The organism is Sphingomonas sp. P4_D12, assembly GCF_056401895.1.
Genome location: NZ_JBFUIL010000003.1, coordinates 410,906 through 423,642, shown reverse-complemented (window position 1 = coordinate 423,642; position 12,737 = coordinate 410,906). Strand labels below are relative to the sequence as shown.

12 protein-coding genes are annotated in these 12,737 nt (G+C 63.3%); 9 read left to right on the top strand and 3 right to left on the bottom strand.

Annotation, left to right across the window (positions count from 1 at the left end; translation table 11 throughout):
- The first annotated feature begins 70 nt into the window (after window positions 1-70).
- Window positions 71-436 (top strand): hypothetical protein, encoded by a 366-nt coding sequence (locus AC1DSD_RS07970; RefSeq protein ID WP_478029397.1) that lies wholly within the window; start codon window positions 71-73, stop codon window positions 434-436.
- A 520-nt stretch (window positions 437-956) separates the two neighbouring features.
- Here AC1DSD_RS07970 and astD read toward each other — a convergent pair.
- Together astD and AC1DSD_RS07960 are read right to left on the bottom strand one after the other, a co-directional pair.
- Complete coding sequence (gene astD, locus AC1DSD_RS07965) at window positions 957-2,369, bottom strand: succinylglutamate-semialdehyde dehydrogenase (protein ID WP_478029396.1); 1,413 nt, start codon at window positions 2,367-2,369, stop codon at window positions 957-959.
- Between the two features lie 12 nt (window positions 2,370-2,381).
- Window positions 2,382-3,779 (bottom strand): protein adenylyltransferase SelO, encoded by a 1,398-nt coding sequence (locus AC1DSD_RS07960; protein WP_478029395.1) that lies wholly within the window; start codon window positions 3,777-3,779, stop codon window positions 2,382-2,384.
- A gap of 38 nt (window positions 3,780-3,817) precedes the next feature.
- On the opposite strand from AC1DSD_RS07960, the gene AC1DSD_RS07955 reads away from it, so the two are divergent.
- The 6 genes from AC1DSD_RS07955 (at window position 3,818) to AC1DSD_RS07930 (ending at window position 10,169) form a co-directional block, all read left to right on the top strand.
- A complete protein-coding gene (locus tag AC1DSD_RS07955) occupies window positions 3,818-4,705 on the top strand; it encodes an alpha/beta fold hydrolase (protein WP_478029394.1) in 888 nt (295 codons plus the stop codon).
- A 31-nt stretch (window positions 4,706-4,736) separates the two neighbouring features.
- The gene (locus AC1DSD_RS07950; protein WP_478029393.1) at window positions 4,737-5,528 is read left to right on the top strand and encodes an SDR family oxidoreductase; all 792 of its coding nucleotides are present in this window, start codon (window positions 4,737-4,739) and stop codon (window positions 5,526-5,528) included.
- Window positions 5,525-6,667 (top strand): glycoside hydrolase family 130 protein, encoded by a 1,143-nt coding sequence (locus tag AC1DSD_RS07945; protein ID WP_478029392.1) that lies wholly within the window; start codon window positions 5,525-5,527, stop codon window positions 6,665-6,667. Before AC1DSD_RS07950 ends, AC1DSD_RS07945 begins: the two co-directional genes overlap by 4 nt.
- A gap of 120 nt (window positions 6,668-6,787) precedes the next feature.
- On the top strand, window positions 6,788-7,924 hold the full coding sequence (locus tag AC1DSD_RS07940; RefSeq protein ID WP_478029391.1) for a glycosyltransferase family 4 protein: 1,137 nt from the start codon (window positions 6,788-6,790) through the stop codon (window positions 7,922-7,924).
- A 67-nt stretch (window positions 7,925-7,991) separates the two neighbouring features.
- Window positions 7,992-9,395 carry an NAD(P)H-dependent flavin oxidoreductase gene (locus AC1DSD_RS07935; RefSeq protein ID WP_478029390.1) on the top strand — a complete coding sequence of 468 codons (1,404 nt, stop codon included), beginning with the start codon at window positions 7,992-7,994 and terminating at the stop codon, window positions 9,393-9,395.
- 75 nt (window positions 9,396-9,470) lie between these two features.
- Window positions 9,471-10,169 carry a glutamine amidotransferase gene (locus tag AC1DSD_RS07930; protein WP_478029389.1) on the top strand — a complete coding sequence of 233 codons (699 nt, stop codon included), beginning with the start codon at window positions 9,471-9,473 and terminating at the stop codon, window positions 10,167-10,169.
- A gap of 213 nt (window positions 10,170-10,382) precedes the next feature.
- Here the strand turns inward: AC1DSD_RS07930 and AC1DSD_RS07925 are convergent, their stop codons facing one another.
- Window positions 10,383-11,375, bottom strand: coding sequence for a 2-hydroxyacid dehydrogenase (locus AC1DSD_RS07925; protein WP_478029388.1), 993 nt, complete (start codon window positions 11,373-11,375; stop codon window positions 10,383-10,385).
- Between the two features lie 102 nt (window positions 11,376-11,477).
- On the opposite strand from AC1DSD_RS07925, the gene AC1DSD_RS07920 reads away from it, so the two are divergent.
- Window positions 11,478-11,978 (top strand): SH3 domain-containing protein, encoded by a 501-nt coding sequence (locus AC1DSD_RS07920; protein WP_478029387.1) that lies wholly within the window; start codon window positions 11,478-11,480, stop codon window positions 11,976-11,978.
- Window positions 11,978-12,433 carry a GNAT family N-acetyltransferase gene (locus tag AC1DSD_RS07915; protein ID WP_478029386.1) on the top strand — a complete coding sequence of 152 codons (456 nt, stop codon included), beginning with the start codon at window positions 11,978-11,980 and terminating at the stop codon, window positions 12,431-12,433. The genes AC1DSD_RS07920 and AC1DSD_RS07915 overlap by 1 nt, the downstream gene beginning before the upstream one ends.
- The last annotated feature ends 304 nt before the right edge of the window (window positions 12,434-12,737 follow it).

Below are 12,737 nucleotides of genomic sequence, written 5' to 3'. Positions count from 1 at the left end.
TACCTTTTCAGGCTGTGGAAGTGTCGACGGTACTTATCCAGGTCTTTTCAATGGTGGTGGCAAGGGAAGTTTGGAATCCCAGGCGACTCCTGACTCATCGACATCGACAACTGATAATAATGACCAGCGTCCGGATGATATTGTGATAGTCGATAATAGAATGTCCCCGAATGAAGAATACGCTTATGATATGGATAGAAATAGGGTAAAGGTGTTCCTTTGGACTGAAGGGCTATACGGCACTCTGGCGGGGGCTTATATAGGCGCTAAGACCCCCATGAGCAGTGTTCCTGTTGCCGGCGCGGGCTATGCTGCGGCTACCTTGGTTGATTGGAATGGCGTCATAAATGAAACAACAAATGAATTATTTAAGGAAGACTGCGCCGATGGAAGGTGTGATGGTGTCATGGGCACTGACTTGCTTAATCCCATGTGACCCGGAGGTGATCGGGTTACGATGATTCGATTGCGGTGGCAGTGTGGTGGTTTCGTGCGGAGGTGCTGCGTAGTACACCTAGGTATGAGCAATTTGCGAACCTCACTACGCGACCCGGTGCCAAGGCAGTCGCCGCACACGGGCATGGAAAAAGCCCATCGCGCGGTTATTGCAGCCTATGGTCTAGCATTGCATTGCGACCAGGATCGAGATTTGGAGTTGGAGCATTTGCCGGGAAAAAATGCGTTTTTCGACTCAAAAATTAACCTGTCACCGAAGTAGGCAAGCGATGATTAAGATAATAAAAGCTCCGCTAGCTGCTGCAGCGACTATAATGTTTCTTATTTTCTTTGGAGTATTCGTATTTCACGGAAATTGGCCCGACACTCGCCAAATTATGTATCTGTCAGTGTTGGTAATTTTAATTGCAATATTTTCGTATATTAGAAAATCAAGGTGAATCTGGAATTGCGGCAACACCGAGCGGCATTCACGTTATTTGTGACTGCCGGTTGGGCGCTCACTCCTCCCTTAATCCCACCGCGATAGCCGCCCGTGCCTGGTCAGCCTCGTTCGACACCACCGGATAGGCGCAATAATCCGCCGCATAGTACGCGCTGGGCCGGTGGTTGCCGCTCCAGCCGACACCGCCGAATGGCGCCGCCGAACTCGCGCCGTTGGTTGGGCGGTTCCAGTTGACGATGCCCGCGCGGGCATTGGCCCAGAAGCGGTTGTAGAGGTCGGGCGTCTGGCTGATCAGGCTGGCCGACAGGCCGTAGCGAGTGTTGTTGGCCTCCGCGATCGCCTCGTCGAAATCGGTCGCGCGGATCACCTGGAGGATCGGGCCGAACAATTCGATGTCGGGCCGGTCGGCCATCTCGGTCGCGTCGAGGATGCCGGGGGTCAGGAACGGCTTGTCGTCGAACGGGCGTTCCATGTGCCTGAGCGGCCGACCGCCGCGCATCATCAGCTCAAGGAAGCTCTCGGTCAGCAGATCGGCGACCTCATTGTCGATCACCGGGCCCATGAAGGGCTGCGGGTCGGCATGCGGATCGCCGACGATCAACCGGCTGGTGAGCTTGAGCAACTCGGCCATCAACGGCTCGTACAATGCCTCGTCGACGATCAGCCGGCGCGCGGCGGTGCAGCGTTGACCCGCGGTGGTGAAGGCGGACTGGATGATGACGATCGCCGCGGCGTAGAGATCGGGCGTGTCCCACACGATGATCGGATTGTTGCCGCCCATTTCGAGCGCCAGAATCTTTTCGGGCCGGTCGGCGAACTGGCGGTTGAGCGCGATCCCCGTGCGGGCCGATCCGGTGAACAACAGCCCGTCGATGCCGTCATGCCCGGCCAGCGCCTTGCCTTCGGCCGGGCCGCCGATCAGCAGGCGCGCGCATCCCTGGGGCACGCCGGCCTCATGCAGGCAATCGACCATGAACGCGCCGGTCGCGGGGGTCTTTTCCGACGGCTTGAACACCACCGCGTTGCCCGCGATCAGTGCCGGGACGATGTGGCCGTTGGGCAGATGCGCGGGGAAATTGTAGGGGCCCAGCACCGCGAGCACGCCGTGCGGTTTGTGGCGCAGCGCCATGCGGCTGCCCATCGGAGAGTCGAGCTGACGCTGGCCGGTGCGCTCGGCGAAGGCGCCGGCCGAAATGTCGACCTTGGCGATCACCGAATCGACCTCGGTCTTGGCTTCCCATAACGGCTTGCCGGTTTCGCGCGCGATCAGGTCAGTGAAGGCATCGGTGCGGGCGCGGACGACATTGGCATAGCGGCGCAACGTCTCGATACGGAAGGTGACCGGCTTGGCCGCCCATTCGGCCCAGCTCTCTCGCGCGGCCGCCACTTCGCTATCGGCATCGCCGATCGCGTGGCGCCACAGCAAGGCGCCGGTCGCCGGTTCGTAGGAAAGAAGTTCATCCGACATCGATCACGGTCCCTAGCCGTTCGCCGCCGCCGCCGCCAGCGGCTCGCCTGCGAGCGCCTGACCCATTTCGCGTATCGCCGCGACCTTGGCGTGGAGCGGTGCCCAGTCGTCGCGCTCGTCGACCGCCGACCAGATCGCCTCGACTTCATCGATCAGCATCGAGCAGGGTTCGCCCGACCAATAAGGATGGGAGCTGTCGGCGCGGGGTGCGTGGGCGGCGAGTGTCTTGCGCACCTCCTGCCATGCCTCGCCATAAGCTTCGGGCAATTGACCGCCGAAGGCGTCGAAGAAGAAGCGGTCGATCCCGGTCGCGGTGCCGCGCAATACCGGCTCGATCGTCTGGACCAGCGCGCGGTCGCCGTCGGGATCGCGCGGAGTCAGGCCCAGCCGCCACAGGATCGCGTCGCTGACCGCGCGCTGATAGCGGTCTCCGAACGTGTCGAGCGCCGCGATCAGCGGCTCGGCCTCGCAGATCGGGCGGAGCGCGACCGCAAGCTGCATCGCGTCCCAATGGATCGCCTCTGGCTGGCGACCGAACGCGTAGAGGCCGGCATGGTCGAAATAGGCGGCGGTGAAGGCCGGGTCCCAGGTCGGGGTGAAGCGCCATGGGCCGTAATCGAAGCTCTCGCCAGTGACGTTGATATTGTCCGAATTGAGCACGCCATGGACGAACCCCGCTGCCATGTACTTGCCGGCAAGCGTCGCGGTGCGGCCGACCACCAGATCGAGCAAGCGCGCCGGGGCATCGTCGCCGGGCTCTTCGCCATAGAGCCGGCGCAGCGCATAGCCGGTCAGCGCGCGCAATGCGTCCTCGTCGCGGAAATAGGCCAGCCGCTGGAAGGTGCCGATGCGGACATGGCTGTGGCTGAGCCGCACCAACACCGCCGACCGCGTCGGGGAAGGCTCGTCGTTGCGTTCGAGCGCTTCGCCGGTCTCGATCAGCGAGAACGTGCGCGAGGTTGGCACGCCCAAGGCCTCCAGCATCTCGGTCGCCAGGATCTCGCGAATCCCGCCCTTCAGCGTCAGGCGTCCGTCGCCGAACCGGCTATACGGCGTCTGGCCCGACCCCTTGGTGCCCAGGTCCATTAGCCGGCCGTCGGCCGCGAGCATCTGAGCGAAGAGAAATCCCCGGCCGTCGCCGATATCCGGATTATAGTTGCGGAACTGGTGGCCGTGATAGCGCAGTGCCAGCGGCTCGGGCAGTGAGCCCGACAAGGGCGCGAACCGCCCGAAATGCGCGATCCACTCCTCATCGCTCAGCGTGTCCAGCCCGACCTCGGCAGCGGCGCGATCGTTGCGATAGCGCAGGATCGTCTGGGGAAAATCGGCCGCGGTGACGCGATCGTAAAAGGCGTCCCCGAGATCGAGCATTGCTGTTTCGGGGCGATAAGCTTGCGGTCGCGCGGTCATGCGGCAATATGGGTGGACCGGCCGCGGGGACGCAACCATTGTCAGCTTATGAAAATCGCTACTGGTGGTCCAACGACGAGGTGCGGCTGCATTGCCGCGACTATCCCGGCCCCGACACCGGCCGTGACGGACGTCCGCCGATCGTCTGCATCCCCGGCCTGACTCGCAACGCGCGCGATTTCGAGGATCTCGCTGAGCGGCTGTCGCCCGACTGGCGGGTGATCCTGGTCAACCTGAGGGGACGCGGCGAGAGCGGTTACGCCAAGGACCCGATGTCCTATGCACCGCTGACCTATGTCCAAGATGTCGAGGCGCTGCTCGCTGAACTGGCGATCGACCGCTATGTCGCGTTCGGCACCTCGCTGGGTGGGATCGTCACCATGCTCCTGGCCGGCACCGGGCGCGAGAAATTGGCCGGCGTGCTGCTCAACGATGTCGGGCCGGAGATCGAGCCGGCTGGGCTGGGCCGGATCCGGTCCTATGTCGGCCGCGCCAATACCTGGCCGACCTGGATGCATGCGGCGCGTGGGGTTCAGGAAGCCAATGCCGACGTCTATCCGCATTATGGCATCGAGGAATGGCTGGCGATGGCCAAGCGGCTGTACCGCCTGAATAGTTCGGGGCGGATCGTGCTCGATTACGACATGAAGATCGCCGAACCGTTCCGCGTGCCGGGAAATGAGGCTGGCCCCGATATGTGGCGTGCGCTCGACGCGCTGAAAGACGTGCCGGCGCTGATCCTGCGCGGCGCCCGCTCGGACGTCCTGTCGGCGGCAACCGCCGAAAAGATGGCGGCTCGGCTCGATCGCGCGGAGCTGGTGATGGTGCCCGATGTCGGCCACACGCCGACCCTGATGGAACCAGAAGCGGTGGCGGCGATCGACCGTCTGCTCGATCGCGTCGCCAAGGAACCGGTCACGGCGTGACGCGTCTTCCCGCTCAACAGGGAGAGCGATCGTGTCCGACACCACCGACAGCCTGGTCGATCGGCCCGGCGCCGTTTCCGATACCCATACCGATAGGCCGAGCCTGAACGGCAAGCGCGCGATCGTCACCGGCGGCACCACCGGGATCGGCCGCGCGATCGCCGTGCTGCTGGCGAGCGAGGGGGCGATCGTCGATATCTGCGGCCGCACCGAGCAACATCTGAACGACGCGCTGGAGGCGATCGGGCAGGTCGGCACGGCCCAGGGCAGTGCCATCGACTTGGCGGATCAGAACAATGTCGAACGCTATTTCGCCGACGCGACGGCGCGGCTGGGCGGCCTCGACATCGCGGTGATCAACGCCGCGGTCCCGGCCGGCGGCTTGAGCGGGATGAGCGGGCGCGAACTGCGCTATGCGATCGCGACCGATTTCACCGCCTATCTGATGAGCGCGCACGAGGCGGTCGAGGCGATGGGGAAGGGCGGCGATATCGTGCTGATCGGGTCGATGTCGGCGCACATCCTTGGTCCGAGCTCGACGGTTTATGCGGGGATGAAAGCCGGCATCGCGGCGTTTGCCGAGGCGTTGCGCAAGGAATTGGGCAGCCGCGACATCAAGGTCAGCCTGATCGAGCCCGGCTTTACCCAGGCCGACTTCCATTATCCCGATATCGACGCCGAACAGCAGAAGCAGTTGGTCAAGGCAGAGAAGATGCTGAGATCTGAGGATATCGCCGTCGCCGTCCATTATGCGCTGACCCAGCCGCGCCGCGCGGTCGTGCAGCAGATCACCATCGCACCCCTGCGCAAGGATGACGAATGAGCTATCCGTTCGACCAGCTTGTTTTCAGCCCGCTCGATGTCGACCTGTCGAAAGGGCCTCTGGCCGGGCGGATCGATGCCGAGACCTATTGCCTGGGCGCGTTCAACCCCGGGATGACGCGACTGCCCAACGGCAATCTGTTGATGATGGTGCGGATCGCCGAGGCACTCAAGACGCCGATCGTCGACCAGAAGATCCATTCGCTCCGCTGGGTACCCAGCGACGGCACGGCGCCCGATGCCGGCAGATATTGCCTCGATCCCTGGCCGTTGGAGATGGTCGATACCGCCGATCCGCGAAAATTCATGATGCGCGGCGGTGGGTGGAAAGTCATGGCGCTGACCAGCCTGTCGTGGTTGCTGCCGGTCGAACTCGATGCCGAGGGACGGTCGGTGGTGGATGTCCATTATCGCGACGCGATCGCGCCGCGCGCCTCCTACCAATGCTATGGCGTCGAGGATGCCCGGATCAGCCGGATCGGCAATCGCTGGCTGATGACGACCTGTTCGGTCAGCCCGGAGCGGCATTCGACCACGCTCTATTCCTCCAACGACGCGCGCGACTGGCTGCTCGAAGGGATCGTGCTCGATCACCAGAACAAGGACATGCTGATCTTCGAGGACCGGATCGGCGCCAATTACTGGGCGCAGACGCGTCCATTGGGCGACCTCTATTTCGCCTATCCGCCGGGCAGCGAGTGGCGCGCCGGTCCGTCGATCAATCTCGCTACCTCGCCGGACGCGCTCCATTGGAAGCCGCACGACAAACCCGGCATTCGGCCGCATGCCGCGACGCTGGCGACCGCGCGGATGGGTGGGGGGGCGCCGCCGGCGCTGACCGATCGCGGCTGGCTTTCCTTGTGGCATGGGGTCGAGCCCTATGGCGTGGTCGGCATTTACCGTACCTATTGGTCGCTGCTCGATGCGCGCGATCCGTCGGTCACCATCGCGACCAGCGATCTGCCGTTGCTCGAGCCCGCGCCGCATCTGACCGATCCGATCAAGGACTTGATGTATCTCGACAATGTCGTCTTCACGACCGGTATTGCCGACGCCGGCGATCATTTCGTCATCGCGAGCGGCGAAGCTGATCTGGCGTGCCGCATCACGCACATCCCGAAGAGCGTCTTTGGTCTGTAATTCCTACCGTCACCCCGGACTTGTTCCGGGGTCCACCGTGCGGCTAGAGCCCGACACGAACTGTTTCATACCACGGAGGATGCCGGAACAAGTCCGGCATGACGGAATAGAGGCCAAGTTTTGCCCGCACCCCTCAATATCCTGCACATGCATTCCTCGTTCAACCTGGGCGGCAAGGAAGCGCGCTCGGTTCAGTTGATCAACGCGTTCGGCGACCGCTCGCGGCACACGATCGTGTCGGGCATGCCCGACCAATATTCGGCGCGCGATGCGATCGCGTCAGGCATCAGCTATGAAATCGCGCAAAACCCGCCGCCGCTGACGGGGCGACCGTCGGTCGGCCGGTACGAGGCGATCGCCAAATATATGCGCCGGTTCGACCTGGTGCTGAGCTATAATTGGGGCGCGATCGACGCGGTGATGGCCAAGCGCGTCTTTCCCAAGACCATGCCGCCGATCATTCATCACGAAGACGGCTTCAACGCCGACGAAGCGATGAAGCTCAAGCCGCAGCGCGCGGTCTATCGCCGGATGGCGTTTCCCGCCGCTTATGCTGTTGTCGTGCCGTCGATGACGCTCGAATGGGTGGCGACCAATGTCTGGAAGCAATCGGCACCGCGGCTGCGCCGGATTTCCAACGGGATCGACACTGCGCTCTACGCGAAAAAGCCGAATCCCAAGGCGATACCGGGCTTGATCCGCAACCCTGGAGAAGTGATCGTCGGCGCGCTGGCCGGGTTGCGTGAGGTCAAGAACCTGCCGGCATTGGTGCGCGCGACCGCCGGCTGCTCGGCGCGCGTGCGGCTGGTGATCGTCGGCGAGGGGCCCGAGCGCGCGAAGATCGAGATGGCGGCGCGCGCGCTCGAAATGCAGGACAAGGTGCTGCTGCCCGGCTTCCTGCCCGATCCGCACACCTATGTCGGGCTGTTCGACATCATGGCGCTATCATCGCTGAGCGAGCAATTCCCGATCTCGGTGGTCGAAGCAATGGCTGCCGGGTTGCCGATTGCCTCCGTCCCAGCCGGGGACATCCCGCACATGGTGAGCGAAGAGAACCGCCCCTACATCACGCCGCATTCGGGCGAGGTCGATTTGCGCGACGCGATCCAGACGCTGGCGGCCGATGCCAAGCTGCGCGCGACCGTGGGCAAGGCGAACCGCGCCAAGGCGATCGCCGAGTATGATGACAAGGCGATGATCGCCGCCTATGCGGATTTATACGAGCAGGCATTGGGCAGGGCAGGCGCCCTGTCCTGACGAGTATTTTGCTCGCCTCCAGGCAGCGAAACGCTATAGGCTGCGTTATTGGTCGCAGGAGAGTTACGTGTTCAAGGGCTTGACGCCTATCGTCTATAATGGCCGCGAGGTATGGCCGCTGGTGGAAGGCGGCAAGGGCGTCGCCGCGACCAACCATGCCAGCGCTGGCGCCTGGGCGGCTGCTGGCGGTATCGGTACGGTCTCCGCGGTCAATGCCGACAGCTACGATCCCGAGGGCAAGATCATTCCTCAGGTGTATAAGGCGCTGACTCGCCGCGAGCGCCATGAGGAACTGGTCGAATATGCGATCGAAGGCGCGGTCCAGCAGGTCAAGCGCGCATTCGAAATCGCCGGCGGCAAGGGCGCGATCAACATCAACGTGCTGTGGGAAATGGGCGGCGCGCAGCGGGTGCTGCACGGGGTGCTCGAACGCACGCGCGGCCTGGTCGCGGGTGTCACCTGCGGCGCTGGCATGCCCTACAAGCTCAGCGAGATCGCGGCGTCGTACAACGTCAATTACCTGCCGATCGTCAGCTCCGGACGCGCATTTCGCGCCTTGTGGAAGCGGGCTTATTCGAAGGCGGCGGAATGGCTCGCCGCGGTGGTCTATGAGGATCCCTGGTTGGCGGGCGGTCATAACGGCCTGTCCAACGCCGAAAATCCGCTCGAGCCGCAGGACCCCTATCCGCGCGTCAAGGAATTGCGCGAGACGATGCGCGAGGGTGGCATTTCCGACGACGTGCCGATCGTCATGGCGGGCGGCGTGTGGTTCCTGCGCGACTGGAACGATTGGATCGACAATCCCGAACTCGGCAAGATCGCATTCCAGTTCGGGACGCGGCCGCTGCTGACCCAGGAAAGCCCGATCCCCGAGGCCTGGAAGGCCAGGCTGACGCAGATCGAGGAAGGCGCCGTGTTGCTGCACCGTTTCTCGCCGACCGGCTTTTATTCCTCAGCGGTCCGCAATCCGTTCCTGCGCGCGCTTGAGGCACGGTCGGAGCGCCAGATCGCCTTTTCCACCCAGGAAGCCGGCGATCACACTTTCCAGCTCGACGTCGGAGTGAAGGGCAAGAATTTCTGGGTGACCAGGAACGATCTGCTCCGCGCGCGCGAATGGTTCGGGCATGGGTTCACCGAAGCACTCAAGACCCCCGACAACACGTTGGTGTTCGTGTCGCCGACCGAGAAGGCGGAAATCCGCAAGGATCAGGCGGACTGCATGGGCTGCCTGTCGCAATGCCTGTTTTCGAGTTGGGCCGACAGCGAGACCAATTCGACCGGGCGGCTGGCCGATCCGCGTAGCTTCTGCATCCAGAAGACCCTGCAGGACATCGCGCATGGCGGCGATGTCGACCAGAATCTGATGTTCGCCGGGCACGGCGCGTATAATTTCAAGAGGGATCCGTTCTATTCGAACGGCTTCGTGCCGACGGTTAAGCAATTGGTCGATCGTATCCTGACCGGCGACTGACGGCGCAGCCCGGCTTTGGAACGGCCAAAAGAAGGTTCATTGCCGGGCAATTCTGATCCGCTACCTGTGGCGGCGATGAAGAGTGCACTTGTTCTCCGTCATGTCGAGCATGAAGGCATCGCCGGGTATCGCGAGCCGATCGAGGCCGCGGGCTATGCGATCGAACGCGTCGCCGCGCACCACGCGGGGTGCGCGCGGCTCGACACCATGTCGCCCGATCTGCTGGTGGTGATGGGCGGCCCGATGGGCGTCTACGACACCGACCGCTATCCCTGGCTGAGCGAGGAGATCGCAGTGATCCGCCGGCGCCTGGCGGCAGACCTGCCGACGCTTGGCGTGTGTTTGGGCAGCCAGTTGATCGCTGCTGCCCTTGGTGCGGAAGTGCGCAAAGGGCCGGTGCGAGAGATCGGATTCGCGCCTGTCGCGCTCACCGATGCGGGCAAAGCGGGCCCATTGCGTCACCTCGACGGCATCGATCTGCTGCATTGGCATGGCGACACGTTCGACCTACCAGATGGTACAGAATTGCTTGCGACGACGACACCTTACGCCCAAGCCTTCGCACGCGGTCGTAACCTGCTCGCGCTCCAATTCCATGCCGAGATGGGCGAGGATGAACGGTTCGAGCATTGGCTCGCCAATGACGGCGCCGATATCGCCGAAGTCGGTTCGACGCCGGAGGTTTTGCGGGCGGCGCACGACCGGCTGGGTCCGCCTGCGGTCGTGGCGGGGCGGGCGATGATCGCCGAATGGCTGGCGGGACTCGGTAGCTGATCGAGGCTCGGCAGGGGAACCTCCAAAACTCGTCATCCCAGCGAAAGCTGGGATCTCAAGCGGCATTGCGTCACCGCCAGAGACCAACATCGGGTCGGATCGTCCCCCGGACGATCCTTGAGCATGCGGAGCATGTTCAACCCGATGTTCTTTCGCTGGGGTGACGGGAGGATGCGCTGGGATGAGGACAGGAATATGAGTCCCCAGCCTAGGTCAGATCCACCCCTCGAGCACCTGATCGGGCGGGCGATGGCCGTCTGCCCAGTGCTGGATATTGCTGATGACCCGCTCACCCGTCGCGGCGCGCGCCTCGAACGTCGCCGATCCCATATGTGGCAGCAGCACGACGTTTGGCAGCGCGAGCAGGCGTAGGTCGATCGCCGGCTCATGCGCGAACACATCGAGTCCGGCACCAGCGATCTTGCCGCGTTCGAGCGCGTCGATCAGAGCGGTTTCGTCGATCGCCGAGCCACGCGAGGTGTTGACGATATAAGCCTGGGGCTTGAGCAGCGACAGCCGGCGCGCGTCGATCAATTGCTCGGTCTGATCGGTGTGCGGTGTGTGGATCGAGATGAAGTCAGACCCGGCCAGCATCTCGTCGAGATCGGCGTGCCAGGTCGCGGCGAGTTCATGCTCGACGCTCTCGGGCAGGCGATGGCGATTGTGGTAATGGACGGTGAGACCAAAGCCGCGCGCACGCACCGCGACTGCCTGACCGATCCGCCCCATGCCGACAATGCCGAGTGTCTTACCGCCGATCCGGTGGCCGAGCATCGCGCCGGGGCTCCAGCCGCTCCACTGGCCCGACCGCGCGAGCTTTTCGCCTTCGGCCAGGCGGCGAGGCACCGACAGGATCAGCGCCATCGTCATGTCGGCGGTGTCCTCGGTCAGCACGCCGGGCGTATTGGTCACCAGGATGCCGCGCGCACGCGCCGCCTTCAGGTCGATATGGTCGACGCCATTACCGAAATTGGCGATCAGTTTGAGCCGTTCGCCGGCGGCTTCGATCAGGTCGGCGTCGATCGTGTCGGTGACGGTCGGGACCAGCACGTCGGCATCCTGGACCGCGGCGACGAGTTCGTCGCGGGTCATCGCGATGTCCTGGCGATTGAGGCGCGTGTCGAACAATTGCGCCATGCGGTCCATCACCGCATCGCTCAGCTCGCGCGTCACGATCACCCGAGGTTTGCGCTTGGACCCGGCCATGCGCTCGGCTTGGCGGCTTCACGGGTTTTGGTCAATGCGGTTGATGCACTGCGGCGCCTGCGCAATAGGTACGAATCGATTGTGGCGTAAAAGGGGATGGCCATGCGTATCGGCTGGGGGTTGTCGGGAATCGCGGCGGCTGCGATTGCGGTGCCGGCGATTGCCGCGCTGGTGGAAAAGAAACCGCCTTATTTCGCATCGATCAACGCCAAATCGGCGTTCATGCGCACCGGCCCGAGCCGGATCTATCCGGTCAGCTGGAAATATCAGCGCCAGGGCCTGCCGGTGAAAGTGATCGAGAATTACAAGGAAAAGGGCGGCGGCGCCTATTGGCGCAAGGTCGAGGATCCGGGTGGGACGCAGGGCTGGATGCAGGCCAATTTGATCAGCGACCAGCGCACCGCAATGGTGATGGGCGATATCGCCGAATTGCGCGATTCGCCGCGCTTCGCGGGCAAGATCAATTGGCGGGCGGAGCCGGGCGTGATCGGCCGCGTCAGCAAGTGCGGCGACGGCTGGTGCTATTTCGACGTCACCGGCCGCGGCGGTTTCGTCGAGGTCAGCCATTTATGGGGCGTCGATTCGGCCGAAACGATCGAGTGATGCGGATCGAGCTGGACGATGTCTCGCGGCCTGAAGTGGTCGCGCTGGTCGAATATCATCTCCGCTCGATGCACGAGATTTCGCCGCCCGACAGCGTGTTCGCGCTCGATTTGTCGGGGCTGAAGCATCCGAGCGTGACGTTCTGGACGGTCTGGGATGGCGGCGATCTGCTCGGCATGGGTGGGTTGAAGCAACTCGATGCCGAGCATGGCGAGATCAAATCGATGCGCACCGCGCCGAACGCGCTGCGGCGCGGCGTCGCGCGCGCGATGCTCGATCATATCCTGCGGGAAGCACGGGCGAGGGGCTATCGTCGTCTCAGTTTGGAAACGGGCAGCAATGCGCCGTTCGCGCCAGCCTGGGCGTTGTACGAACGTGCCGGGTTCGTGCCGTGTGGGCCGTTTGGGCCTTATACAGATATCCGTTTCAGCCGGTATTTCAGCTTCGATCTTTGATCCGAACGATCGGCGCTTGTTGATGGGCGCCGCTAAGCCGACGTTCCGCGGGCGCGCCGGCAGTCCGCGCATTTGGTTCCACTCGTCTCAAATCGGGGAACTTTTTCAAAGAGACAGATTTTACCCGTGGGATTTGGTGCGCAGCCGTCCGTCTGGCCTGACGCCGGCGCCGCCGTCCTCGCGGTTCGTTCCTGCCGTCAATCGTTGCAGTGCGATTGCCGCTGCTATCGGCTGATTCCGTAGCGTAAAATCACTAGAATATCTGCTATTGAAATGAATTTCAGAAACGGATAGCGCCGCCGCC

Bases quoted from the DNA above. Each gene is read 5' to 3' on its own strand.
- astD (WP_478029396.1), bottom strand. From the start codon at position 2,369: ATGTCGGATGAACTTCTTTCCTACGAACCGGCGACCGGCGCCTTGCTG.
- AC1DSD_RS07960 (WP_478029395.1), bottom strand. From the start codon at position 3,779: ATGACCGCGCGACCGCAAGCTTATCGCCCCGAAACAGCAATGCTCGAT.
- AC1DSD_RS07945 (WP_478029392.1), top strand. From the start codon at position 5,525: ATGAGCTATCCGTTCGACCAGCTTGTTTTCAGCCCGCTCGATGTCGAC.
- AC1DSD_RS07930 (WP_478029389.1), top strand. From the start codon at position 9,471: ATGAAGAGTGCACTTGTTCTCCGTCATGTCGAGCATGAAGGCATCGCC.
- AC1DSD_RS07925 (WP_478029388.1), bottom strand. From the start codon at position 11,375: ATGGCCGGGTCCAAGCGCAAACCTCGGGTGATCGTGACGCGCGAGCTG.
- AC1DSD_RS07920 (WP_478029387.1), top strand. From the start codon at position 11,478: ATGCGTATCGGCTGGGGGTTGTCGGGAATCGCGGCGGCTGCGATTGCG.
- AC1DSD_RS07915 (WP_478029386.1), top strand. From the start codon at position 11,978: ATGCGGATCGAGCTGGACGATGTCTCGCGGCCTGAAGTGGTCGCGCTG.